This window comes from Rhizobium sp. BR 315, from assembly GCF_050577975.1.
GTDB classification, from domain to species: domain Bacteria; phylum Pseudomonadota; class Alphaproteobacteria; order Rhizobiales; family Rhizobiaceae; genus Rhizobium; species Rhizobium miluonense.
This window is the reverse complement of record NZ_JARWKZ010000017.1, coordinates 50,478-73,938: the sequence shown is the minus strand read 5'-3', so window position 1 is coordinate 73,938 and position 23,461 is coordinate 50,478. Positions and strand designations below refer to the sequence as shown.

General features: G+C 60.5%; 20 protein-coding genes. 9 read left to right on the top strand and 11 right to left on the bottom strand.

The annotated features are described in order from the left end of the window. Positions 1-38 precede the first annotated feature (38 nt). From QD409_RS17950 to QD409_RS17930, 5 genes are all read right to left on the bottom strand, one after another. Positions 39-1,184, bottom strand: a complete 1,146-nt coding sequence (locus tag QD409_RS17950) for an alpha-hydroxy acid oxidase (protein WP_430763260.1) — start codon at positions 1,182-1,184, stop codon at positions 39-41. A 73-nt stretch (positions 1,185-1,257) separates the two neighbouring features. Beyond that, positions 1,258-1,722: a GNAT family N-acetyltransferase gene (locus QD409_RS17945; protein WP_430763259.1), complete on the bottom strand. Its 465-nt coding sequence runs from the start codon at positions 1,720-1,722 to the stop codon at positions 1,258-1,260. 2 nt (positions 1,723-1,724) lie between these two features. Continuing rightward, positions 1,725-2,525, bottom strand: a complete 801-nt coding sequence (murI, locus tag QD409_RS17940) for a glutamate racemase (protein ID WP_430763258.1) — start codon at positions 2,523-2,525, stop codon at positions 1,725-1,727. Then, the gene (locus QD409_RS17935) at positions 2,506-3,360 is read right to left on the bottom strand and encodes an RNA methyltransferase (RefSeq protein WP_092853991.1); all 855 of its coding nucleotides are present in this window, start codon (positions 3,358-3,360) and stop codon (positions 2,506-2,508) included. Before QD409_RS17935 ends, murI begins: the two co-directional genes overlap by 20 nt. 226 nt (positions 3,361-3,586) lie before the next feature. Continuing rightward, positions 3,587-4,189: a hypothetical protein gene (locus tag QD409_RS17930; protein WP_208858702.1), complete on the bottom strand. Its 603-nt coding sequence runs from the start codon at positions 4,187-4,189 to the stop codon at positions 3,587-3,589. Positions 4,190-4,411: 222 nt separating this feature from the next. On the opposite strand from QD409_RS17930, the gene QD409_RS17925 reads away from it, so the two are divergent. Beyond that, positions 4,412-5,626, top strand: coding sequence for an NADP-dependent isocitrate dehydrogenase (locus QD409_RS17925; RefSeq protein WP_092853992.1), 1,215 nt, complete (start codon positions 4,412-4,414; stop codon positions 5,624-5,626). A gap of 120 nt (positions 5,627-5,746) precedes the next feature. Next, entirely contained in the window at positions 5,747-6,373 is a 627-nt protein-coding gene (locus QD409_RS17920) for a glutathione S-transferase family protein (protein ID WP_092853993.1), read from the top strand. 49 nt (positions 6,374-6,422) lie between these two features. Here the strand turns inward: QD409_RS17920 and QD409_RS17915 are convergent, their stop codons facing one another. From QD409_RS17915 to recA, 3 genes are all read right to left on the bottom strand, one after another. Further along, complete coding sequence (locus tag QD409_RS17915; protein WP_430763257.1) at positions 6,423-7,274, bottom strand: AraC family transcriptional regulator; 852 nt, start codon at positions 7,272-7,274, stop codon at positions 6,423-6,425. A gap of 137 nt (positions 7,275-7,411) precedes the next feature. After that, positions 7,412-10,072 (bottom strand): alanine--tRNA ligase, encoded by a 2,661-nt coding sequence (alaS, locus tag QD409_RS17910; protein ID WP_092853995.1) that lies wholly within the window; start codon positions 10,070-10,072, stop codon positions 7,412-7,414. 172 nt (positions 10,073-10,244) lie between these two features. Then, complete coding sequence (gene recA / locus QD409_RS17905) at positions 10,245-11,330, bottom strand: recombinase RecA (protein ID WP_092853996.1); 1,086 nt, start codon at positions 11,328-11,330, stop codon at positions 10,245-10,247. A 240-nt stretch (positions 11,331-11,570) separates the two neighbouring features. On the opposite strand from recA, the gene QD409_RS17900 reads away from it, so the two are divergent. Both QD409_RS17900 and QD409_RS17895 read left to right on the top strand, forming a co-directional pair. Further along, a complete protein-coding gene (locus QD409_RS17900) occupies positions 11,571-12,515 on the top strand; it encodes a carbohydrate kinase family protein (RefSeq protein WP_092853997.1) in 945 nt (314 codons plus the stop codon). Positions 12,516-12,561: 46 nt separating this feature from the next. Next, positions 12,562-13,488 carry a pseudouridine-5'-phosphate glycosidase gene (locus tag QD409_RS17895; RefSeq protein ID WP_092853998.1) on the top strand — a complete coding sequence of 309 codons (927 nt, stop codon included), beginning with the start codon at positions 12,562-12,564 and terminating at the stop codon, positions 13,486-13,488. 103 nt (positions 13,489-13,591) lie between these two features. On the opposite strand, the gene trpS is transcribed toward QD409_RS17895, so the two are convergent. Both trpS and cckA read right to left on the bottom strand, forming a co-directional pair. Then, positions 13,592-14,611, bottom strand: a complete 1,020-nt coding sequence (gene trpS, locus QD409_RS17890; RefSeq protein WP_092853999.1) for a tryptophan--tRNA ligase — start codon at positions 14,609-14,611, stop codon at positions 13,592-13,594. A 326-nt stretch (positions 14,612-14,937) separates the two neighbouring features. Further along, positions 14,938-17,556, bottom strand: coding sequence for a cell cycle histidine kinase CckA (cckA, locus tag QD409_RS17885; protein WP_092854000.1), 2,619 nt, complete (start codon positions 17,554-17,556; stop codon positions 14,938-14,940). Between the two features lie 290 nt (positions 17,557-17,846). Here cckA and QD409_RS17880 point away from each other — a divergent pair, with 290 nt between their 5' ends. Beyond that, positions 17,847-18,773 carry a flagellar biosynthetic protein FliO gene (locus QD409_RS17880; RefSeq protein WP_092854001.1) on the top strand — a complete coding sequence of 309 codons (927 nt, stop codon included), beginning with the start codon at positions 17,847-17,849 and terminating at the stop codon, positions 18,771-18,773. 108 nt (positions 18,774-18,881) lie between these two features. Here QD409_RS17880 and dksA read toward each other — a convergent pair whose 3' ends face one another. After that, entirely contained in the window at positions 18,882-19,301 is a 420-nt protein-coding gene (dksA, locus tag QD409_RS17875) for an RNA polymerase-binding protein DksA (RefSeq protein ID WP_004109001.1), read from the bottom strand. A gap of 280 nt (positions 19,302-19,581) precedes the next feature. Between dksA and QD409_RS17870 the strand changes: the two genes are divergently transcribed. From QD409_RS17870 to QD409_RS17855, 4 genes are all read left to right on the top strand, one after another. Then, positions 19,582-20,073, top strand: a complete 492-nt coding sequence (locus QD409_RS17870; protein WP_092854002.1) for a SixA phosphatase family protein — start codon at positions 19,582-19,584, stop codon at positions 20,071-20,073. A gap of 110 nt (positions 20,074-20,183) precedes the next feature. After that, positions 20,184-21,659 (top strand): YcjX family protein, encoded by a 1,476-nt coding sequence (locus QD409_RS17865; RefSeq protein WP_092854003.1) that lies wholly within the window; start codon positions 20,184-20,186, stop codon positions 21,657-21,659. Continuing rightward, the gene (locus QD409_RS17860; RefSeq protein WP_092854004.1) at positions 21,656-22,747 is read left to right on the top strand and encodes a YcjF family protein; all 1,092 of its coding nucleotides are present in this window, start codon (positions 21,656-21,658) and stop codon (positions 22,745-22,747) included. The genes QD409_RS17865 and QD409_RS17860 overlap by 4 nt, the downstream gene beginning before the upstream one ends. Positions 22,748-22,851: 104 nt before the next feature. Beyond that, complete coding sequence (locus QD409_RS17855; RefSeq protein ID WP_092854005.1) at positions 22,852-23,403, top strand: hypothetical protein; 552 nt, start codon at positions 22,852-22,854, stop codon at positions 23,401-23,403. Positions 23,404-23,461: the final 58 nt, after the last annotated feature.

Below are 23,461 nucleotides of genomic sequence, written 5' to 3'. Positions count from 1 at the left end.
CGCCCGCGGATTGAAAAAACCCACAGGCGATTGTGATGTCAGCGGAACCGCAAGTTTGCCCGCGATAGCTCGCTGACCGAGGTGCAGCCCATAAGCTTCATGTCGCGTTCGACCTCGGTGCGCAGATGCCGTAGCGCGCGCTCTACGCCCGCCTGACCGGCAGCGGCCAGCGGATAGAGGTAGAAGCGGCCGAGACCAACCGCCTTGGCGCCGAGCGACAGCGCCTTCAGTACATGCGTGCCGCGCTGAATGCCGCCATCCATCATGACATCGATGCGGTGGCCGACGGCGTCGACGATCTCGGCCAGTTGATCGAATGCGGAACGCGAGCCGTCCAATTGCCGGCCGCCATGGTTCGACAAAACAATGCCAGTGCATCCGATGTCGACCGCACGCTTGGCGTCCTCAACCGACATGATGCCTTTCAAGCAGAACTGCCCGTTCCAGTGCTTCACCATTTCGGCGACGTCGTTCCAGTTCATCGACGGATCGAGCATCTCGGTGAAATACTTGCCAATCGACATGGCGCCGCCGCTCATATCCACATGCTCATCGAGCTGAGGCAGACGGAATTTCTCGTGCGTGAGATAGTTCAGCGCCCAGGCGGGCTTGATGGCGAACTGGGTGACGCCGGCCAGATTGAGCTTGAACGGAATAGAAAACCCTGTGCGAAGATCGCGCTCGCGATTACCGCCGGTGATGCTGTCGACGGTCAGCATCATCACGTTGACGCCGGCTTCCTTCGCCCGCTCCATCATCGCCCGGTTCAGCCCGCGGTCCTTATGGAAGTAGAACTGGTAGACCTGCGGTCCTGAATACTTCTTGCGGATTTCCTCGAGGCTGACGGTGCCGAGCGAGGAGACACCGAACATCGTGCCGAGCGAAGCCGCTGCGGCAGCGACCGCATTCTCCCCCTGGTGATGGAACAGCCGCTGCAGCGCAGTCGGCGAGCAATAAAAGGGCGTTGCGAGCTTTTGTCCCATGACGGTGACAGACATGTCGATCTCGCTGACACCACGCAGGACGTTGGGAACGAGATCGCAGCTTTCGAAGCTCGACGTGTTTCGCCGCAGCGTCACCTCATCGTCGGCTGCGCCGTCGATATAGTTGAAGATCGGACCCGGAAGACGCTTTTTCGCAAGGAGGCGAAAATCATGGAAGTTGTGGCACTCACGCAAACGCATGGCTGACCTCGGCACTCTCAAAAGACATCAACTATCGACCTCCCAATATCCCGCCGCTCGGTCAGATCCCGCATTACATCCGGTGCAAGCGTGCTTCCCATTTGTAAAGCACATCCGGCTCCTTTTCCTCATTGCCTGCCCCGTCCGACTCGTCAACCGCGAAGAAGCCGTGTTTCAAGTAAAAGCGGCGAGCCGGTTCATTTCTCTGGAATGTCCAGAGCGAGAGCACTGGATAGGCCGACTTGGCGACATCGAGCAGGCGACTGCCGATGCCGCGCCCCTGCGCCTCGGGCAGAACGTAAAGCTGGTCGATCCAATCATCGAGAAAGGCAATGACGCCGACGAGGCGACCGCCCTCTTCCGCGCCCCAGATCTGGCAATCCCTATAGACGACAGCACTCCAGAATCCGACATCCTCTTCCGGGGTGTGAAGTCCGGCAAGCGTCGGCAGCCGCTCATTGAAGGAAGCGCGATGAACAGCGGCTGCAGCCGACATGTCCGCGAAATCGAGTTTACGCAGCGAAATCTTATCAGTCATCATCAAGCCTTGAGCCCAAAGCCCTGCATCAGCCGGCGGGTGGGGAAATCCGGCGCACCGGAGGTGAACACTGCAAAGTCGAAATTGTCGGGATGAACCGCATCGGCTGCCTGCGGCACCAGGCTGCGTGCGCGCCTTGCGATCGCTTCTGCGGGATCCAGCCAGTCGACCGGCCACGGCGCGAGCCTGCGGAAGATATTGGACATGAAAGGATAATGCGTGCAGGCGAGCACGACGATATCGGTCTTGCGGCCATCCATCTCAACAAAGCATTGGTCGATCTCCGTCATGACAGCATCGTCGGCAATCGCATCGCCGCGAATATAACTCTCTGCCAGCCGGGCCAGGTTTTCCGAGCCGACAAGCCGGACGTGGCATTGGGTGGCGAAAGACTGGATCAGGTCGCGCGTGTAAGCACGCTTGACGGTGCCCGGCGTCGCCAGCACCGAAACCAGGCCTGAGCGCGTCCGCTCCGCAGCCGGCTTGATCGCCGGCACCGTGCCTATGAAGGTCATCTGTGGGAAAGCCGCGCGCAAATCAGCCCCGACAAGCGTGAAGGCCGTATTGCAGGCGATGATGCAGACTTCCGGATCATATTGCGCAAGCAGCTTTGCGAAGAGATCGACGATGCGTTCCTTCAGCGCTGGCTCTTCCCAGCCGCCATAAGGAAAGCCGGCATCGTCGGCGACATAGATGAAACCGCGTTCCGGCATCAGCACCCTCGCTTCCCGCAGAACAGTCAAACCGCCGATCCCTGAATCGAAGACAAGGACCGGTTTCAGCTCATTCGCCGCTGCTGTCATCGCTGGTGGTTTCCTTGGGCGCTTTGGAGGACGTCTTGCTGGGCCGGGGATGCGAGCCGCTGCCGCGCGGAGACTTCCGCGTGAATCGATCGAGGGACGAGATCACCCCGCGAAGGACGCTGATTTCCTGTTCGGTGAACGCCCGGCGCGAGAGGACGGCCCGGAGATTGTCGACCATTTTCGGCTTTTTCCCGGCAGGATGGAAATAATTGCGCGCATCCAGCGCCTCCTCCAACTGGTCGAAAAGGCCGAAAAGCTGATCCTTTGTCGAAGGCCTCTGCTCGATTGCCTGGAAAGGCACGGCACCCAGATCTTCCATGCCCGACTTCATCCACTCATAGGACATCAGCAGCACGGCCTGGGCGATGTTCAAAGACGCGAAAGCGGGATTGACCGGAAAGGTGACGATCTCGTCGGCCAAAGCCACTTCCTCGTTCGTCAGTCCCCAGCGCTCGCGCCCGAAGAGAATGCCGGTGCCCTCGCCCGCCTTGAACTTTGCGCGAAGCGTCTCGGCGGCAACGACAGGCGAACGCACCGGCTTATAACCATCACGCTCGCGCGCTGTTGTCGCATAGACGAAATTGAGGTCTGCTATCGCCTGCTCCAGCGTCTCGTAGACCTTCGTCGCCTCGATAATGTGATCCGCCTTTGAGGCCGTCGCCTGCGCCCTCTCGTTCGGCCAGCCATCACGCGGATTGACGAGACGCAGCTCGACAAGCCCGAAATTCGCCATGGCGCGAGCTACCATGCCGATATTCTCACCCATCTGCGGCTCGACCAGAATGACGGCCGGCCCCTCGGCCAGAAGTTGACGCTCGCTATTCGTGCCTGCCATGATGCCTAAATCTCCGCGCGCGAGCCCAGTCGCGCCAATTCGAGCATGATGCCGAAAAGTGCTAGCGGTTTTCGCACGACATCATGCTCTATTTTCCTGATTCCGGAGCCGGATGATTTCAGGTCTGTTCGACCTGAAATCATCCGGCTCCGGGGTCGCAATAGCGAGACAGGCCGCAATCGGCAAGGTTTTTACGCACGATGGCGGGATGAAGCGTGCCCGATTGTTACGGCTTGGCCGGCTGTTGCTGGTCCGTGGATTGCTGTTTCTGATCGGCAGGCTGTTGCTGCTGTTGCTTGACGAGATCCTGCATCACGCTCTTCAGCGAGCTCGGATTGCCGTTGTCGTCGTTCGTGACGATATCGTCGACGACTGGTCTGCCACCCTCTTCGATGACCTCGAAGCGCACCGTCGTCACCTTCTGATAGTCGGCATCGGAGCCCATGCAGGTGGACTTCTTGAAGGTCGCCAGCACCTCCGTGGCATTGTTCTTGGGCGGCTGGGCGGTGATCTTCACATCCTCCAGCGGACAGGCATCCTGCGCATTGACAATGACGTCATAGTCGAACGGAGAAATCCCATCCTCGTCCGCTGCGGGAAACTGCGCTGCCGCCTGGTATTTGGCGACGAAATCCTTGCTGTAGACATCCTTGAGCTTGTCGTCGCCGAAAATATCCTGCCAATCGCTGTCGCCGCCCGCCCAGTTCGAGACGGTTGCGTCCATGATCACCTTGACCGGCGTCGTCGCATCGGCGGCCAGCGCCATATGCGCACCGAGCGAAAACTGGAAGAGCGTGAAGGCAAGCGCGGATGCGGCAAATTTCTGCATGATATGATTCCGTTGCGATCAGCAAAACATGGGCGACATTAGACGCATCGACCACTTTGGCAATGGGCCGATCCCAAAAAGCGACAGGTGTCACGAATGATCAAAAACGCGATGCGGGAGGCTCTATCGGCTTTGCGTTCCGGGCTTGCGGTGTTATAGCGCTCGAGACTTCACTTTACCCACAGGACAATCCGGTCCCATCAGCTTAAACGAGGCAGAAGTATGAAGAAGATCAAGGTCGCTAACCCCGTTGCCGATCTCGATGGCGATGAAATGACTCGCATCATCTGGCAGTTTATCAAAGACAAACTGATCTACCCCTACCTCGATATCGATATCGACTATTATGACCTTTCCGTCGAAAACCGCGATGCGACCAACGACCAGGTGACCGTTGACGCCGCCAACGCCATCAAGAAGCACGGCGTCGGCATCAAGTGCGCGACGATCACGCCGGATGAAGATCGCGTCAAGGAATTCAACCTGAAGCAGATGTGGAAGAGCCCGAACGGCACGATCCGCAACATCCTCGGCGGCGTCATCTTCCGCGAGCCGATCATCTGCAAGAACGTACCGCGCCTCGTTCCCGGCTGGACCAAGCCGATCGTCGTTGGCCGTCATGCCTTCGGCGACCAGTACCGCGCCACCGACTTCAAGTTCCCCGGCAAGGGCAAGCTGACCATCAAGTTCGTCGGCGAAGACGGCACGGTCATTGAAAAGGACGTTTTCGACGCCCCCGGCGCCGGCGTTGCAATGGCCATGTACAACCTCGACGAGTCGATCCGCGAATTCGCCCGCGCTTCGATGATGTACGGCCTGATGCGCAAGTGGCCGGTCTACCTGTCGACCAAGAACACCATCCTCAAGGCCTATGACGGCCGCTTCAAGGACATCTTCGAAGAAGTCTATCAGAACGAGTTCAAGGCTCAGTTCGACGAAGTCGGCATCACCTATGAACATCGCCTCATCGACGACATGGTCGCCTCCGCACTGAAGTGGTCCGGCGGTTATGTTTGGGCCTGCAAGAACTACGACGGCGACGTCCAGTCCGACACGGTTGCTCAGGGCTTCGGCTCGCTCGGCCTGATGACCTCGGTTCTGCTCACGCCAGACGGTAAGACGGTCGAAGCCGAAGCCGCCCACGGCACGGTGACCCGCCATTACCGCCAGCACCAGAAGGGCCAGGAAACCTCGACGAACTCGATCGCCTCGATCTTCGCCTGGACCCGTGGTCTCGCCCATCGCGCCAAGCTCGACGACAATGCCGAGCTCGCCAAGTTCGCTTCCACGCTCGAAAAAGTCTGCGTCGATACCGTCGAAGCCGGCTTCATGACCAAGGATCTGGCGCTGCTCATCGGCCCGGATCAGCCGTGGCTCTCGACCACTGCCTTCCTCGACAAGATCGACGAAAATCTCCAGAAGGCCATGGCTGCCTAAGCCTCGCCGACAATGGACCCTTTGAGAACCCGGCCTCTGTGCCGGGTTTTCTTTTGCCCGGAAGCTTGCCGCCGCAGCCGACCGGTGGCAACAATGCGCCCGACAAAAAGGGAGAGACAGATGGCTGAAGAACTCGTTTTCTATACCAACCCGATGTCACGCGGACGCGTAGCACGCTGGATGCTCGAGGAGATCGGCCAGCCCTACCGCACCGAATATCTCGACTACGGCACGACTATGAAAGCGCCCGAATACCTGTCGATAAACCCCATGGGTAAGGTACCGGCGATCAAGCATGGCGATACCGTCGTCACCGAAGGCGCGGCCATTTGCGCCTATCTGGCAGAGACGTTCCCGCAGGCGGGCCTTGCGCCGACAGCAGCCGAGCGAGGCCGCTACTTCCGCTGGATGTTCTTCGCTGCCGGCCCGATGGAGATGGCAGTGACCAACCGCGCCCTGGGCTTCGAAATTCCCGCGGAACGCCTGCGCATGGCCGGATGCGGCAGCCTCGACCATATCTTCGACGCTCTGGAACAGGCCGTCAGCGCCTCGCCGTTCATCGCCGGCGACCGCTTTACGGCCGCCGACGTCTATGTCGGCTCGCATGTCGGCTGGGGCCTCAACTTCGGCACCATCGAGAAACGCCAGGCTTTCATCGATTATTGGAGCCGGGTCAGCGACCGCGACGCCTATCGCCGCGGCAACGAAATCGACAACGCTGCCATGCCGAAGCAGACAAACGCCTGAGAAAACAAGGCACTGAAGAAAGAACTTCAACCGACAGTACTATATGCCGCTATTGCAGCGGCATATAGATATCGGTCAGAAGCTCCGTCGGCGGCACGTCGCGCGGATTGTTGATATATTCCTCGAACATGACGGTATCGCGCAGCTGTCGCCCGGAGGCTGGCAGCCATTGCGCATATAGCCATTGATAGGCCTTGTGCATGTTTGCGTATGGCCCCTTGTGGCGCAGCACGGCATATTCGCCGCCCTCGAGCGAGCGCCGCTCCAACGGAGCATCGGCGACGACGGTCTCTCCTGCCGTGACGCAGGCATAGGAGCGCAGCTTATCCACTTTGACGACATCGGGATCGTCGAGATAGATGCCGATCATGCGCATGTCCGGCCCGGCAAGGCCACGGGCAAAAATAGTGCCGAAAAGTGTCTCAAAAGCCTGGCCGATCTGCATGTAGGAGCCGCGATGGGCGACACCGACGAGTGACATCGGGGAGATGGTGCGAAGCGTAACGTCGAACAAGACAGTAATCCTTCCTTGGGTGCTGGGTTCGAAGATCGTGTGGCTTCCCTCATTCCGATATCGCGCCGGCGGCATGCCGTAGACGGATCTGAAGATGCGGTTGAACGACTGGAGGTTAGGATAGCCCGACCGCTTTGCAATGTCGCTGACGGATAGACGGGTGTTGACGAGATCGCCGGCGGCACGATGCAGCCGCAGCCGCTTGACCGTGGCCGCCGCCGTCTCGCCATAAATTGCCCGATAGATCCTATGCCAGTGATAGCTGGACATGCAGGCGATCTCGGCGAGCTTTTCCATATCGAGCTCGTCATCCAGATGCTCGTGGATATAGGCCGAAACCCGCCGCAACCGGGTCTCGTAAAGCGTCCACGCCGTTCCACCATTCATGTCAAACCTCTTGCAAATCGATCGGCCCGACAAGACCATAACCCGATTTGACAAATCCTGCGGAGTTGGGCGCGCAAATAAAAGTGGCGAATGCCGAAGCATCCGCCACCTTTACCATCACCATAAATTGTATGTTGTTAGCCGGCGAGTGCCGCGGCAATCGCCTCGATCGCTTCGTCGGCCTTGGCGCCATCCGGGCCGCCGGCCTGAGCCATATCGGGACGGCCGCCGCCGCCCTTGCCACCGAGAGCGGCCGAGGCGATACGGACGAGATCGACGGCGCTCGCACGGCCGATCAGGTCCTCGGTGACGGCAACGACGGCGCTGGCCTTGCCGTCTTCCGAGACGCCGATCAGCGCGACCACGCCCGAGCCGAGACCTGCCTTGGCCTCATCCGCCAGACCCTTCAGATCCTTCGGATCGACGCCAGAGATCGCCTTGCCAAGGAACTTGACACCATTGACGTCGCGCACCGCGTCGGCGGAGCCGCCCTGGCCGCCGCCCATGGCCAGCTTGCGCTTGGCATCGGCCAATTCGCGCTCCAGCTTGCGGCGCTCGTCCATCAGGGCTTCGACGCGCGAAACGACTTCCGCCGGCTGAACCTTCAGCGTTGAGGCGAGGTTCTTCACGCGTTCATCCTGCTCGGAGAGATAGTCGCGTGCGGATTCGCCGGTCACAGCTTCGATGCGGCGCACACCAGCACCGACGGCGCTCTCGCCGAGAATGCGTACGAGACCGATCTGGCCCGTGGCAGACACATGCGTGCCACCGCAAAGCTCGACGGAATAGGCTTTACCGGCCTTGGCGCCGCGAACACCCTGCCCCATCGACACCACGCGGACTTCATCGCCATACTTCTCGCCGAACAGCGCCATCGCGCCTTCCGCGATCGCATCGTCGACGCTCATCAGGCGGGTCGTAACTGGCGAATTCTGCAGAACGATCTCGTTGGCCATATCCTCGACGACCTTCAGCTCCTCAGCTGACATCGGCTTCGGATGGGAAACGTCGAAGCGCAGGCGCTCAGGCGCGACCAGCGAACCCTTCTGCGCCACATGCGTTCCCAGCACTTCACGAAGAGCCTCGTGCAGCAGATGGGTGGCAGAGTGATTGGCGCGCAGGCGCGAGCGCCTGTTGTGATCGACCGTCAGGACGACGGCGTCGCCGACCTTGATCTTGCCTTCGGAGACTTCCGAGCTGTGAATGAAAAGGCCTTCGCCCTTCTTCTGGGTGTCACCGACGGCGAGCTTGCCGTGGTCGCTCGTAATCATGCCGGTATCGCCCATCTGACCACCGGATTCGCCGTAGAACGGCGTCTGGTTGACGACGATTTGCACCTTGTCACCCGCGGAGGCGCTATCGACGGCGACACCATCCTTGACGATCGCCTGGATGACGCCTTCGGCCGTTTCCGTGTCGTAGCCCAGGAATTCGGTCGCGCCGAACTTTTCCTTGAGCTCGAACCAGATGGTCTCCGTCGCCTTGTCGCCGGAGCCGGCCCAATGCGAGCGCGCTTCGGCCTTCTGGCGCTCCATGGCATCCGTGAAACTGGAGATATCGACGCCGATGCCGCGAGCGCGAAGCGCGTCCTGCGTCAGGTCGAGCGGGAAGCCGTAGGTGTCGTAAAGCTTGAAGGCGGTCTCGCCATCCAGGCTGTCGCCCTTGTGCAGCGTCGAGGTCGCGTCGTTGAGCAGCGACAGGCCGCGTTCCAGCGTCTTGCGGAAACGGGTCTCTTCGAGCTTCAGCGTCTCGGATGTGAGCGCTTCGGCACGCACCAGCTCGGGATAGGCACGGCCCATCTGCTGAACCAGCGTCGGCAGCAGCTTCCAGATCAGCGGCTCCTTGGCACCGAGCAGCTGCGCATGGCGCATGGCGCGGCGCATGATACGGCGCAGAACATAGCCACGGCCTTCGTTCGACGGCAGCACGCCGTCAGCAACCAGGAAGGCGGAGGAGCGCAGATGGTCGGCGATCACGCGATGGCTGGCGCGATGCTCACCCTCGGCCTTTACGCCGGTTGCCTCTTCCGAGGCCTCGATCAGCGCGCGGAACAGGTCGATATCGTAGTTGTCATGCTTGCCCTGCAGAACGGCGGCAACGCGCTCGAGCCCCATACCGGTATCGATCGACGGGCGCGGCAGGTCGATGCGCTGTTCCTTGGTAACCTGCTCGAACTGCATGAACACGAGGTTCCAGATCTCGATGAAGCGGTCGCCGTCTTCCTCGGGAGAGCCCGGAGGGCCGCCCCAAATGTGATCGCCATGGTCATAGAAGATCTCGGAACAGGGGCCGCAGGGGCCGGTATCGCCCATCGCCCAGAAATTGTCGCTGGTGGCGATGCGGATGATCTTGTCGTCGGAAAGGCCGGCGATCTTCTTCCACAGATTATAGGCGTCGTCGTCGGTGTGGTAGACCGTGACCAGCAGGCGCTTGGCATCGAGGCCGAATTCCTTGGTGATCAGGTTCCAGGCAAGCTCGATCGCACGCTCCTTGAAATAGTCGCCGAAGGAGAAATTGCCGAGCATCTCGAAGAAGGTGTGGTGGCGCGCGGTGTAGCCGACATTATCGAGGTCGTTGTGCTTGCCGCCGGCGCGTACGCATTTCTGCGCCGTCGAGGCCGTCGTATAGGGACGCGGCTCCAGGCCGGTAAACACGTTCTTGAACTGCACCATGCCGGCATTGGTGAACATCAATGTCGGATCGTTGCGCGGTACGAGCGGGCTCGACGGCACGATCTCGTGACCGTTTTTCTTAAAATAGTCGAGGAAGGTCGACCGGATTTCATTCACACCGCTCATAGGGGGCCCTTCAGTACTGCCGTCAACAACTTGCGTCAAAGTCAGTGGCTTTTATCGTTCGCTCCGGGCGCTGTCCAGCCGCACGAACAAAACCGGCCGCACATCCCTTGGACAATGCGGCCGGTTTCAGCTTTTAGTCTCGTATCAAGCCGGAAATTGCTCCCGGAAATCGTTACTCGCTCGCATCATCACCATCATCGGCATCCGGACCGCCATTCTGCAGGAAGCGGTCGGCGATCAGACCGGCATTCTGGCGCAGCGACAATTCGATCTCGCGGGCGAGATCCGGATTGTCGCGCAGGAAGATCTTCGCATTCTCGCGGCCCTGGCCGAGGCGCTGGCTGTTATAGGAGAACCAGGCACCGGACTTTTCGACGATGCCGGCCTTGACGCCGAGATCGACCAGCTCGCCCGTCTTAGAAACGCCTTCGCCATACATGATGTCGAACTCGACCTGCTTGAAGGGAGGTGCCATCTTGTTTTTGACGACCTTGACGCGAGTCTGGTTGCCGATCACTTCTTCGCGCTCCTTGACCGCGCCGATGCGGCGGATATCGAGGCGAACCGAGGCATAGAACTTCAGCGCATTACCGCCGGTCGTCGTTTCCGGCGAACCGAACATGACGCCGATCTTCATGCGGATCTGGTTGATGAAGATCACCATGGTTTTGGACTTCGAGATCGAAGCCGTAAGCTTGCGCAACGCCTGGCTCATCAAACGAGCCTGCAGGCCCGGCAGGCTGTCGCCCATCTCGCCCTCGATTTCGGCTCGCGGCGTCAATGCCGCAACGGAGTCGACGACGAGAACGTCGATGGCACCGGAGCGCACGAGCGTATCGGTGATTTCAAGCGCCTGCTCGCCGGTATCCGGCTGCGAGATCAACAGGTTCTGCAAATCGACGCCCAGCTTGCGGGCATAGACCGGATCGAGCGCATGTTCCGCGTCCACGAAGGCGCAGATGCCGCCCTTCTTCTGGGCCTCTGCAATGGTCTGCAGAGCCAGCGTCGTCTTACCCGAGCTTTCCGGCCCGTAGATTTCGATGATGCGTCCCTTCGGCAAGCCGCCAATGCCGAGGGCGATATCGAGGCTCAGAGAACCCGTGGAAACCGTTTCGATTTCGACCACGTTCTCGTTAGAACCGAGCTTCATGATCGAGCCCTTGCCGAACGACCGCTCAATTTGAGAGAGTGCCGCTTCAAGTGCCTTGCTTTTATCCACCGATTTGTCCTCTACAAGCCGCAAAGAATTCTGAGACATTCGATCCACCTTTAGGTTATTGAAGCCGCTCTAGCAATGTCGCCGCTGATGAGAATTCTGTACTCTATTTGTTCTCTTATCGCAAGAGCACAACAAGCGATTGAAAGAAAAAGGTAAAATGAATTTCGTTCTACTTTTGTTTTCTCCTTTCTTACCAGATACTTACATATCCGGAACCATAGGTTCCATCATGTCGACTGGCGGCTCGATTCGCTTTTTTTGATTGCTGAGGAAAACCATATGGCGAAGAAGATTCTCGTTCTCGGCGGCGCTCATGTCGATCGGCGCGGCCGCATCTTCGGCGAGACGGCGCCGGGCGCCAGCAATCCGGGAGCCTGGTTCGAAGAACCCGGCGGCGGCGGCTTCAATGCGGCCCGCAATCTCGCCCGCCTCGGCTTCGAAGTCCGGATGATCTCGCCGCGCGGCGGCGACCCCTCGGGCGAGATGGTCGCGGAGGCTGCCAGCCATGCCGGCATCGATGACAGGCCTTTTGTTTTCCTCGACCGCAAAACGCCGAGCTACACCGCGATCCTCGAACATGACGGTAACCTGGTCATCGCCCTTGCGGATATGGAACTCTACAAGCTGTTCAGCCCACGCCGTCTGGCGATTCGCGCCGTTCGCGAAGCTTTTGACGAGGCCGACCTCGTTCTCTGCGACGCCAATCTGCCGGCCGAGACTTTGGCGACGATTGCGACAAAAGCCTTCCTCTGCGGCAAGCCCGTCGCCGCCATCGCAATCTCACCGGCAAAGGTCGTGCGTTTGAAGCCAAGCCTCCCGGGCATCGACTATCTGTTCCTCAACGAGGCGGAGGCAGCCGCACTGACCGAAAACCGCCCGGAAGACCCGCGCGAATGGGTGGAAGCGTTGCGTGCCCTCGGCCTGCGCAATGGGGTAATCACCCGCGGCAAGCGCGCGCTGGTCGCTTTCTCCCATGACGCAGTGATCAGCCTGCAGCCGCCCATCGTCGATAATGTCGCCGATGTCACCGGAGCGGGCGATTCACTTGCTTCGGGCGTACTCTCGGCCCTGCTTGCCGGCCACGATCTCGGCGAAGCCGTCCGCCATGGCGCAGCCGCCGCGGCGATCACTGTGCAGTCGCCCTTTGCGACTGCAGAAAATCTCTCCCCCGAGCTGCTAAAGACGACCTTGGCCCTTGTTCCCAAGGCCGAAATTCTGTCATGAAGCCTCTTCAAAACGCCTAAATTGTTTCAGTGAATTGGAAACGACAATGACTCAGCCTATCTCGCCACTGCTTCCGATCTCCTATTCGAAGGAAGTTGCCGCCGCCAAGCTGCGCGGCGCGCCGCTTGTCGCCCTGGAATCGACCATCATCACCCATGGCATGCCCTACCCAGGCAATATCGAGATGGCTCGCAGCGTCGAGGCGATCATCCGGCAGGAAGGCGCGGTGCCGGCGACCATCGCCGTCATTCACGGCACCCTGCATATCGGTCTTGAGCCGGAAGAGCTGGAAGCCCTTGCCAAGACGGAGGGTGCAATGAAAGTTTCGCGCGCTGACCTCGCTTTTGCGATCGCCGAGCGCCGCACCGGCGCAACCACCGTCGCCGCCACCATGATCGCCGCAGCCCGCGCTGGCATCAAGGTCTTCGCCACCGGCGGCATCGGCGGCGTGCATCGCGGCGCAGAAGAGAGCTTCGATATTTCTGCCGATCTTGAAGAGCTGTCCCGCACCGGCGTCATCGTCGTCTGCGCCGGCGCCAAGGCGATCCTCGATATTCCGAAGACGCTCGAAGTGCTGGAAACCCGCGGCGTTCCGGTCGTGACTTACGACAGCACCGAATTCCCGGCCTTCTGGTCGCGCTCTTCCGGTCTGGCGAGCCCGCTGACGCTGAATAGCCCGGCCGCTATCGCCAACTTCCAGATGACGCGCGAACAGCTCGGCATCGATGGCGGCATGCTGATCGCCAATCCTGTTCCTGAAGCCGACGAAATCCCGCGCGAGGAAATGGAAATCTATATCGAGCGGGCCATCGACAGCGCCGAGCGCGACGAAGTCTCCGGCAAGGCTGTTACGCCCTATCTGCTCAGCACCATCTTCGACATCACCGAAGGCCGCAGCCTCAAGACCAACATTGCGCTCGTTGAAAACAATGCGCGCCTGGCCGCCGAAATCGCCGTCGCTCTGGCGGAATAATCAGAGCTATCACGCTATCGCGCGGCCTGTCGTTTCACCGAAACGGCAGGCCGTTTTCTTTTGCGATTCCGGGAAGGGGTAATTCCCCTTTCCAGGGGGTAGCTCAGGCCAAGGTAAACAGGCCCAGTGCAGATCGCAGTTCCACAAGCGTCGCCTCAGTCGTCTCTCTCGCCTTTCTCGTACCCTCGCGTACGATCCCCATGACATAGTCCGGCTCGGCAGCGTAGCGCGCACGGCGCTCGCGGATCGGAGCGAGCAGTGCCTGAAGGATGTCTTCAAGATGCCTCTTCAGAGTGACATCGCCGAGCCCGCCGCGACGATAATGCGCCTTCATATCATCGACCAATTGTCGATCATCGCAAAAGGCATCCAGATAGGTGAAGACGACGTTTCCCTCGACCTTGCCGGGGTCACTGACGCGCAGGTGACCCGGATCGGTATACATGCGCCGCACCGCATCTCTGATATCGTCGGGCGAGGCCGAAAGCGGGATGGCGTTGCCCTGGGATTTGCTCATCTTCGCCTTGCCGTCGACACCGGGCAAGCGCCCCACCTTTGGCACCATGGCCGCAGCCTCGACGAGAACATCGCGCCCGATCTGTCGATTGAGACGACGAACGATCTCATTGGTCTGCTCGATCAAGGGAGTTTGATCCTCGCCGACGGGAACGACCGACGCCTTGAAAGCGGTAATATCGGCCGCCTGTGAGACCGGATAGCAAAGAAAGCCAGCCGGCACATCGCGTTCGAAGCCGCGAAGCTGGATTTCCGTCTTGATCGTCGGATTGCGCTCCAGACGGCTGACCGTGACGAAGTTCAGGTAGAGCAGCGTCAATTCCGCCAGCGCCGGCAAAGCGGATTGAACGCAGATCGTCGTCAGCGCCGGGTCGATGCCGACGGCGAGATAGTCGATGGCAACCTCGAGAACGTTGCGTCGGACCTTTTCAAGACCACCGGCATTGTCGGTCAAGGCCTGGTTATCGGCCAAAAGCAGAAATTGCCGATGGCTGCGCTGAAGCGCAACGCGGCTCTTCAGGGAGCCGACATAATGGCCAAGATGGAGAGGACCGGTGGTCCGGTCGCCCGTCAGGATAACGGGACGGGTATCGATAGGAGAAAACATTTCTTTGCTCCGCAAAAGGAGCCGCCGCAATCGGGAAGGAAACTGAAATGGCGATGCCTGCCGGATCACGGCGGCAGGGTCGATTTCAACACATGACGACTGCCGCTCCTAGAAGGAGCGCCACCACATTTGGCAAATGGGCTTGGCAAGGTCGATCATGTACGGTTGATAGCACCTTTGCATTGCAATCGGCAACATCGAGAGGCGAAAATCGCCCCTCACCTAAAGCGCGTCGCGATCTTTCAGATTCGCCTCTCGCGCTTTAGGTCTTTGATTTTGCGCATGTCGTTGTCGCAAAACCGCTGCACGCTTTTGCGCGACATGCGCTAGTTCTTGTCCAGCGTCTCGCGCACGACCACGGCAAGCTGCTTCAGCGAAAACGGCTTCGGCAAGAAGCCGAATTGCGCATCGGCCGGCAGGTTGCGGGCAAAAGCATCCTCCGCATAACCCGACACAAAGATGAACTTCATATCGGGATATTTCTTGCGCAGCTCGCGCAGCAGCGACGGGCCATCCATTTCAGGCATGACGACATCGGATACGACGACATCGACCTGCCCGTCGAGCTCGTCCATGATATCGAGCGCCTCGACGCCAGAGCCGGCCTCGTAGACGGTATAGCCGCGCGTCTCGAGCATGCGCTTGCCGCCGCGACGCACCGCCTCCTCGTCCTCGACCAACAGCACCACTGCGGACTTGCCCGTCAGGTCGGCCGGCTCCTCTGCCGGAACGACCGCCGCAACGCTTTGGTCCATGGCCGCAACATCGCGGCTTTCCGGCATTTTCGCTTCGGTCACCGCAAGCATTTCGACGATGTGGCGCGGCAAGAAGATGCGGAAAGTCGTTCCCTTGCCGACTTCCGATTCCGGCTGGATGTAACCGCCGGACTGCTTGATGATGCCATAGACCATCGCAAGACCGAGGCCGGTGCCCTTGCCCACTTCCTTGGTCGTGAAGAAAGGCTCGAAGATTTTGTCCATGATTTCGGGCGCGATACCGGTGCCGGTATCGCTGACTTCGATGAGAACCATGTCCTCATGCGGCAGATAGGGATAATTGAAGGCGCTAACGTCGGCCGCAAGCAGATTGCGTGTTCGCAGCGTCAGCATGCCACCGCCCGGCATCGCGTCGCGCGCATTGACGCAGAGATTGATGATCACCTGCTCGAACTGCGAAAGATCCGTCTTCACCGGCCAGAGATCGCGGCCGTAATCGACATCCAGCTTGACATGCGTGCCCGACAGCAGCCTGTCGACCAGCATGCGCAGATCGCCGATCACATCGGTGAGGTTGAGGACTGTCGGCCGCATGGTCTGCTTGCGCGAGAAGGCGAGCAGCTGCCGCACCAGCACGGCCGCTCGATTGGCGTTGCGCTTGATTTCCATCAAATCCGCAAAGCTGGCATCGGAGGGCCGCGCCTGCAGCAGCAGATGGTCGGAAGACAAGAGGATCGCGGTCAGTACGTTGTTGAAATCGTGCGCGATGCCGCCGGCGAGCGTGCCCACAGCGTTCAGCTTCTGCGTCTGCGCCATCTGCGTCTCGAGCGCCTTCTGCTCGGTCACCTCCACGGCATAGACGATCGCAGCCTCTTCCGGCGCCTCGTCGGTCTGGTCGATAACGGCATTGATATAGAATCGGAAATGCCGCGTCTCGTCTTTCGGATTGCGGGAGTCGATCGCTGGGATATCGCCTTGCCGGTCCTTGGCGGCGGCAAGCGCCTGGTGTAGCCGCGATCGGTCGCTCTCGTTGACGACGGTCTCCAGCGCTGCTCCACGCTCGATGTCGTCGCGTGACACCAGATCCGAGAACAGCTTCAGGAATGGCGCATTGGTGCGCAGGATGCGGCCGGTACCGTCAACGGAAGCGATCGCCATCGGCGTGTTGTTGAAGAAGCGACTGAAGCGCATTGCCGCGGCCGAAGCCGATTGTTCGGTGTCGCCGCCGTTTTGCCGCGTCAAGACGATAGTGCGGCTTTCGCCCGGGGCGCCGTCGCGCATCGATGTGACGCTGTGGACGATCTGCACGGGCAGGCTCTGGCCGTTGGAGCGGCGAAGATCAAGATCGAGCGTCACCGTCTTCTTGAAGCCAGGCTCGGCCTGAACCGACTGGATCAGCGCCAGCCCCTCGCCGGCGACGAGATCGCCGATTGTCATCGAACCGGGTACGAACTTCGTCAGATCGAAGCCCAGCCACTCCGCCAGCGTCGCATTGAGATAGAAGATCTCGCCCTTGCGGCCGGCGGAGAAGAAACCAGCCGGTGCGTGATCGAGATAGTCGATCGCGTTCTGCAATTCCTTGAAGAAGCGCTCCTGATCGTCGCGCTCGGAGGTGATATCCGTGATCTGCCAGATGTGCAGCGCCTTGTTGCCGCCCTGCTCCGGCTGCAGCACCCGCGCTTTCAATCGATACCAATGCGCCCCCTGCCCGATTCCATTGAAAGGACCGAGCGGTTTCAGCAGCCGGAATTCCTCCGATCCCTCCTTGCCGTCACGCAAACCATTGGCCAGACGATAGAGAGCCTCGTTTGATTCACGGTTACGGGAGAGCAGCGTCTCGAGCGACTGCACCTCGGTCGCCTTGCTGGCGCCGGTCAGCCGTCCATAGGCGGCGTTGGCATAGACGATGCGGCTTTTCTCGTCCGTTATCAGCGTCCCGTCCGGATGGCTGTTCAGGAACGAGCGCGCCAGGCTATCGGACTGGGGCTGCGGCATGACCTCGACGAAGCCGATGATCGAGGAGACCAGAAAGAAGATGCCGACCATGGCAAGAATGCCTAGGCCTCCGAGCACGGCTTCATTGTCGAGCTGGCTCTTGAAGACGACGAAGGCAGCTGCTGCTGCCACGAGAACAAGCGCAAGCAGGATGATGCGCAGCACTGTGCCGGAACGAACCCCGCGATCCACCAGCGGCACGCTATACTCGTCGGACGGACGCTGCTTCGTCATAAACCCCTCGTCTCCGCCATTCTCCTCGCGACATGTCATAGACGTTTCGGATCGCCAGAGTCGGACCTTTCGAATCTTCTTTACCAATTTGCATGACAGGCAAAAAGCTTTGCGGGGCCAGAAAGGCTTGAATTCACAAGCAAGAGAGCCACGGAGGCTGCAATCACATCTTGTATCGGGCTTGATCCTGTCCATATGATCGCCGCATAGAAAGTCCACGGTCAAGGCATCTGCCTTATTGTAGTTGCGCATAGGCCGCGACATCGGGGACAAATACGGAGTATCTCGACATGTGGGACGACATCGCCGGAGCCTATGGCAGCCGCTTTTTCCTTGCAGCCGGCGGGGTTGGCCTCGCCCTTCTCGTACTGATCGGCATTCTTTGGATTGTGCGCAATCGGGCACCTTCACCCTTTGTCCGCGGCGGCAAGAACCGCCAGCCGCGCCTGCAGGTGCTGGATGCCGCCGCCGTCGATGCGCGCCGCCGTCTCGTGCTCGTCCGGCGCGACGGCATCGAACACCTCATCATGATCGGCGGCCCGACCGATATTGTCATCGAATCCGGCATCTCGGATCCCACTCGGGCAGGAGCAGCGGCATCGCTCGAAGCTCCGGTCGCATTCGAAAGCCGGCTGCAGCCGCTGCAAAAGGTCGGCGAGCTCGATAGCCCGCCCGTCGCGCTTCCTGCGCAACGGCAGCAGTCGACAGAGGAAAAGATCGAAGCCTATCTGCGCGCCGAGTCGGCCGCTCCAACGCCGCCAAGGCCGGCGCCGCAGCCGGTTGAACGTGCCCCTCAGCCCGTCGCGCCGCCGCCACAGCGCGCATCGCAGCCGGCACCCGCCATCACCGAAGCCGAAGCCGCCGACATCTTGGACGCAGCCCGCCATGTCGTCCTGCCGCCGCAGCCTATACGACCGGCAGCCGTCGAGCCGACCATCACGCCGCTCGCCCCCGTTCCGGCTCCCGCTGATACCGGCAATGATTTCCAGCGCGTGCTCGAAGCGGAAATGTCGAAGAATTTGACTGCGGAACGGATTATTCCAAGCGTTCCGCCGCAGCGGCAGGTTCAACAGCAGCCGGTGACCGCACCCTCTCAAGTTCCAGGCCCAGCGCAACGCGTCGAACCCGAACTGGCCCCGATGACCGGAGCGGACAGCGCCCTTCAGAAAGAAGTGGCCCGCATCTTCGGTGAAATGAGCGTCAGCCGCGACAAATAGAGCGCGGCCCGAAATAGAGCGCGGCCCGAAACGCCTGCGAATCAAAAAAGGCACGGCGTTTGGAGCGCCGTGCCTTTTATTTTGTTCCGGTCAAGATCGACCGTTCCATTACTCGTCGCGATAGACCTTCTCGCGGCGCTCGTGGCGTTCCTGCGCTTCGATCGACAAGGTGGCGATCGGACGTGCGTCGAGACGCTTGAGGCCGATCGGCTCGCCGGTTTCTTCACAGTAGCCGTAAGTGCCGTCCTCGATACGCTGCAGTGCAGCGTCGATTTTCGAGATAAGTTTACGCTGGCGGTCGCGAGCCCGAAGTTCGATGGCCCGGTCTGTTTCTGAGGAAGCCCGATCGGCGAGATCGGGATGGTTTGCGCTTTCTTCTGCCAAATGGTCCAGGGTTTCGCGCGCTTCTCTAAGGATATCGTTTTTCCAGGCGATCAGCTTCGCTCGAAAATAAGCTCGCTGATTTAGGTTCATGAACTCCTCGTCTTCCGAGGGCACGTAATTGCTAAGATCGATCTTCTCACTCAACGCGATTCTCCTGAAGAACATCTCATATGGCGGGCTGTATATCCCAACCAATAGTGCCGGTTCAAGCCAAATAGAGGCTGTCAACTGATTTTTAAATTTGTCATAAATTTCGGCTAAGCGTCTAATTTTTCACCATATATTGGCAACGACCCAAATTTGGCGTGCCGGTAACCTTTGCGCGAGCCGGTGCTCCCGCTCGATTCGGGCGGCATCACCGCGGTTGACGGCATGGGCAGGGAGACGTTACGTCATTGACAAAATAGAGCTTCGGAATTTCATCATGACCAGCATCTCGCCGCCGCCATCACGTATCTATCTCCTGCGTCATGCAGAGGCTCAGCGGGCCGCACCCGGACAGAAGGATTTCGATCGTCCTCTGAGCAACAACGGTTACGCCGCAGCAGAAATCGTTGCCGACAAGGCCGCCGAAAAAGACTACAAGCCAGATCTGGTCATCTCATCGACGGCGCTGCGCTGCCGCCAGACGGCCGAGGCCATGCGCCGCGTCGTCAGCCCCTCCACCGAATTCCGCTTTGTCGATGCCGTCTATAATGGAACGCTGGACATCTACCTTTCGCTTATCGCGTCGCAAAAGGATCAGCAGTCCGTCATGCTCGTGGCGCATAATCCGACCATCGAGCAGACGCTGGAAGCTCTGATCGGTCACAAGGCCCTGGCAGCCGCCCTCCCGCACGGCTTTCCGACTGCCGGCCTCGCGGTCGTCGACGCGGCATCGACCGGCTGGTCGCTGACGGAATTTGTCACCAAATAGGGATAAGCGCCTGAAGCGAGCCAGCTCGGTCTTCGCTTTGCTCGCTCATCTTTTCCGCGCAAGATTCGCTTCCTATATTCACGGTCACGCTGTCACCCAGGGATCCCGCCTTGCCCCCAAGCCTGACCTCCTTTACCGACGACGCCCTCATCGCCTTCGACAATCTCGCAGATCGCGCAGCCGGGCTCGTCAACCCGACAATTCGGCTGGGGGTGACGGGGCTCTCCCGCTCCGGAAAGACCGTGTTCATCTCGTCGCTGTTGCACAATCTGCTGAATGGCGGACGCCTGCCCTTGTTCGAGCCGGTACAATCGGGCCGCGTTTCGGCGGCTCGCCTCGAGCCCCAGCCGGACGACGCCGTGCCGCGCTTTCAATATGAGGATCATATCCGCGCACTGGTCAAAGAGCGCATATGGCCGGATTCGACGCGTGCGATCTCCGAGCTGCGCATCACGCTAGACTATCAAAGCGCCAGCGGCTGGAACCGCTTGTTCTCCCCAGGCCGACTTTCCATCGATATCGTCGATTATCCGGGCGAATGGCTGCTCGATCTCCCCCTGCTCGGAAAGGATTTCCGAGCCTTCAGCAGCGACACCTTGGCGCTGGCCGAGACCGGCATTCGCGCCGAGCTGTCCCGCAACTGGCTGGCAAGAACCGAAAGTGCCGATATTACCGCGGCCGCCGACGAAATGAAGGCGCGCGATCTTGCCACCGCTTTTTCCGATTATCTCAAGGCCTGCAAATCCGACGAGCGCTCGCTCTCTACGCTGCCGCCCGGCCGCTTCCTGCTGCCCGGCGATCTCGATGGTTCTCCGGCGCTAACCTTCGCACCGCTTAAGCTTCCCGCCGAGGGCAGCGCCCCGAAGGGGTCGCTCTGGGCGATGATGGAGCGCCGCTACGAGGCCTATAAATCGGTCGTGGTCAAACCCTTCTTCCGCGAGCACTTTGCCCGCCTCGACCGCCAGATCGTGCTCATCGATGCGCTGCAGGCCATCAATCGCGGTCCGGAAGCCGTGCAGGATCTCGAACGCGCGCTGACGGACGTGCTCGCCTGCTTCCGTCCCGGCAACAACTCGTTCTTTTCCTCGCTGCTCGGCCGGCGCATCGACCGCGTCCTGGTCGCCGCCACCAAGGCCGATCACCTGCACCACGAGAGCCACGACCGGCTGGAGGCGCTGACGCGGCGCCTGGTCGAGCGCGCGGTCGAACGCATCGGCATGGCCGGCGCCGGCATCGAAGTCATGGCAATCGCTTCCGTGCGCGCCACGCGCGAAGCAACGGTCACGCGCGATGGGCAGATGCTTCCCGTCATCGTCGGTACGCCGATGGACAAGGAAACGATCGCAGGCGAAATCTTCGACGGCGACCGTAAAACGGCGGTATTCCCCGGCGATCTCCCTGAAAATCCGCGCTGGCTGTTCGAAGCCCTTGAATCGGATGGGGCCAAGGTCCACTTGCCGGACGTAAATGTCGTCCGCTTCCGGCCGCCGGAGCTGGATGAAACCGGTGGCGGAATCAAGCTATCAGTACCGCACATCCGGCTTGATCGTGCCATGCAGTTCCTGTTCGGAGACCGTCTCGCATGACGAAACCGACCGAAAACGATCCCAACAGCGGCGCCCGCCGCCCGGCAGCCTTTTCCGTGGGGCCGAGCGAAGCGAATACGAGTGCCAAGGCCGGCCCCGAAGTGCTGCGCCGCAAGCCGCAAAGCTTTGACACCGAGATCGTCCTGACCCCGGACGAAGAAGATCCCTTCATCAGCCCTGCCGTCGATCCGACGCTTGCGGGAAATGCTGTTGCGAAGCCCCGTCATCGCGGGTTGTCCTTCGGCAAGGTAGCGCTGAGCGCGCTCGGCGTACTGATATCGCTCGCCTTCGGGCTCTGGACGGACCAGCTTATCCGCAACCTGTTCAGCCGCGCCGACTGGCTCGGCTATACCGCCCTTGCCGCAGTCGCCATCGGTATCCTCGCCGTGCTCGCCATCGTGGTCAGGGAAACCGCCGGCATGATGCGGCTGGCTGCGGTACAATCGATCAAGGCGGAGGCGGAAGCCGCGATCGTCGAGACACGACCGGCGCGCGCCAAGGCGCTGGTGAAGCGTCTCTGCGCAATTCTGGAGACCAACCCGGAAACAGCCAGAGGACGCGCGACGCTGAAGGCCGCCGAAGACGACATCATCGACGCGCCGCAGCTGATCGAGCTCGCCGAACGTGAGCTGCTCGGGCCGCTCGACCGTCGCGCCCGGACGTTGATTCTCGGCGCTTCGAAACGCGTCTCGGTCGTGACGGCCGTCAGCCCGCGCGCCCTCGTCGATATTCTCTACGTTCTCTATGAGGCCGCCAAGCTGGTTCGCGCCATGGCGGAGCTCTATGGCGGCAGGCCCGGCACGCTCGGCATGGTCAGACTGATGCGCGACGTGCTAGCCCATCTGGCCGTTACCGGCTCGATTGCTGTCGGCGACAGCATCGTTCAGCAGCTAATCGGCCACGGTTTGGCGTCCAAACTTTCGGCGCGACTCGGCGAAGGCGTCGTCAACGGCATGATGACGGCAAGAATCGGCATCGCAGCGATGGATCTCTGCCGGCCGCTCTCCTTCAAGGCGCTCAAGCGGCCCGGTATTGCCGACTTCGCCGGCGATCTCACGCCGAATATGACCGGGCGCTCCGCAACCTAAACGCCCGTAAATCCGGCACTGCAGGGCCTCGGAAACCAAGCATTAACCATTCTAAGGCAAAAGTAACAACCAGTTTTACCGTTCCGCCTCGCTAGGGAATGTCCATGTTTTCGCGTCAATTTCTTCTTGTAAGCGGCTTTGCCGCCGCGACCCTCTCCACCGGTGCTTGGGTGCAATCAGCCGACGCGGCTCCCCGCGACAAGGCATTCTTCCAGTCCGTCTCCGGCTTATGGAACGGCCCCGGCGAAATCGTCGCCGGCAAGTACAAGGGCACGAAGTTCACCTGCAGCCTCACAGGCAAGCCGATCGATGGCAGCAGCACCGGTGTGAAGCTCGATGGCACCTGCCGCGTCGGCGTCTTCCAGCAGCCGATGTCGGCAGAAATCACACAGAGCGGCGGCTCCTATTCCGGAAAGTTCCTGGATGGCGCAGCCGGCAAGGGACTTGATGTGACGTCCGGCACGGTCAATGACGGCACCGTCGTTCTCGGCCTCAATCGCCAGAAGCTCAACGGCGCCATGATCGCCCGCGTTTCCGACAGCAAGTCGATGAACGTCACGATCTCGGTCAAGGTTGGCGAACAGATGGTGCCCGTCATCGGCGTTACCTTGAAGCGCGCCGACGTCGATCCGATAGCGGTCGGATCGATCCAGTAAATCCCGGCGTGGGCCCCAACGTTCAAAGGCCGGCACATATGCCGGCCTTTCTCATTTC

Bases quoted from the DNA above. Each gene is read 5' to 3' on its own strand.
- QD409_RS17950 (WP_430763260.1), bottom strand. From the start codon at position 1,184: ATGCGTTTGCGTGAGTGCCACAACTTCCATGATTTTCGCCTCCTTGCG.
- QD409_RS17945 (WP_430763259.1), bottom strand. From the start codon at position 1,722: ATGACTGATAAGATTTCGCTGCGTAAACTCGATTTCGCGGACATGTCG.
- murI (WP_430763258.1), bottom strand. From the start codon at position 2,525: ATGACAGCAGCGGCGAATGAGCTGAAACCGGTCCTTGTCTTCGATTCA.
- QD409_RS17935 (WP_092853991.1), bottom strand. From the start codon at position 3,360: ATGGCAGGCACGAATAGCGAGCGTCAACTTCTGGCCGAGGGGCCGGCC.
- QD409_RS17930 (WP_208858702.1), bottom strand. From the start codon at position 4,189: ATGCAGAAATTTGCCGCATCCGCGCTTGCCTTCACGCTCTTCCAGTTT.
- QD409_RS17925 (WP_092853992.1), top strand. From the start codon at position 4,412: ATGAAGAAGATCAAGGTCGCTAACCCCGTTGCCGATCTCGATGGCGAT.
- QD409_RS17920 (WP_092853993.1), top strand. From the start codon at position 5,747: ATGGCTGAAGAACTCGTTTTCTATACCAACCCGATGTCACGCGGACGC.
- QD409_RS17915 (WP_430763257.1), bottom strand. From the start codon at position 7,274: ATGAATGGTGGAACGGCGTGGACGCTTTACGAGACCCGGTTGCGGCGG.
- alaS (WP_092853995.1), bottom strand. From the start codon at position 10,072: ATGAGCGGTGTGAATGAAATCCGGTCGACCTTCCTCGACTATTTTAAG.
- recA (WP_092853996.1), bottom strand. From the start codon at position 11,330: ATGTCTCAGAATTCTTTGCGGCTTGTAGAGGACAAATCGGTGGATAAA.
- QD409_RS17900 (WP_092853997.1), top strand. From the start codon at position 11,571: ATGGCGAAGAAGATTCTCGTTCTCGGCGGCGCTCATGTCGATCGGCGC.
- QD409_RS17895 (WP_092853998.1), top strand. From the start codon at position 12,562: ATGACTCAGCCTATCTCGCCACTGCTTCCGATCTCCTATTCGAAGGAA.
- trpS (WP_092853999.1), bottom strand. From the start codon at position 14,611: ATGTTTTCTCCTATCGATACCCGTCCCGTTATCCTGACGGGCGACCGG.
- cckA (WP_092854000.1), bottom strand. From the start codon at position 17,556: ATGACGAAGCAGCGTCCGTCCGACGAGTATAGCGTGCCGCTGGTGGAT.
- QD409_RS17880 (WP_092854001.1), top strand. From the start codon at position 17,847: ATGTGGGACGACATCGCCGGAGCCTATGGCAGCCGCTTTTTCCTTGCA.
- QD409_RS17870 (WP_092854002.1), top strand. From the start codon at position 19,582: ATGACCAGCATCTCGCCGCCGCCATCACGTATCTATCTCCTGCGTCAT.
- QD409_RS17860 (WP_092854004.1), top strand. From the start codon at position 21,656: ATGACGAAACCGACCGAAAACGATCCCAACAGCGGCGCCCGCCGCCCG.
- QD409_RS17855 (WP_092854005.1), top strand. From the start codon at position 22,852: ATGTTTTCGCGTCAATTTCTTCTTGTAAGCGGCTTTGCCGCCGCGACC.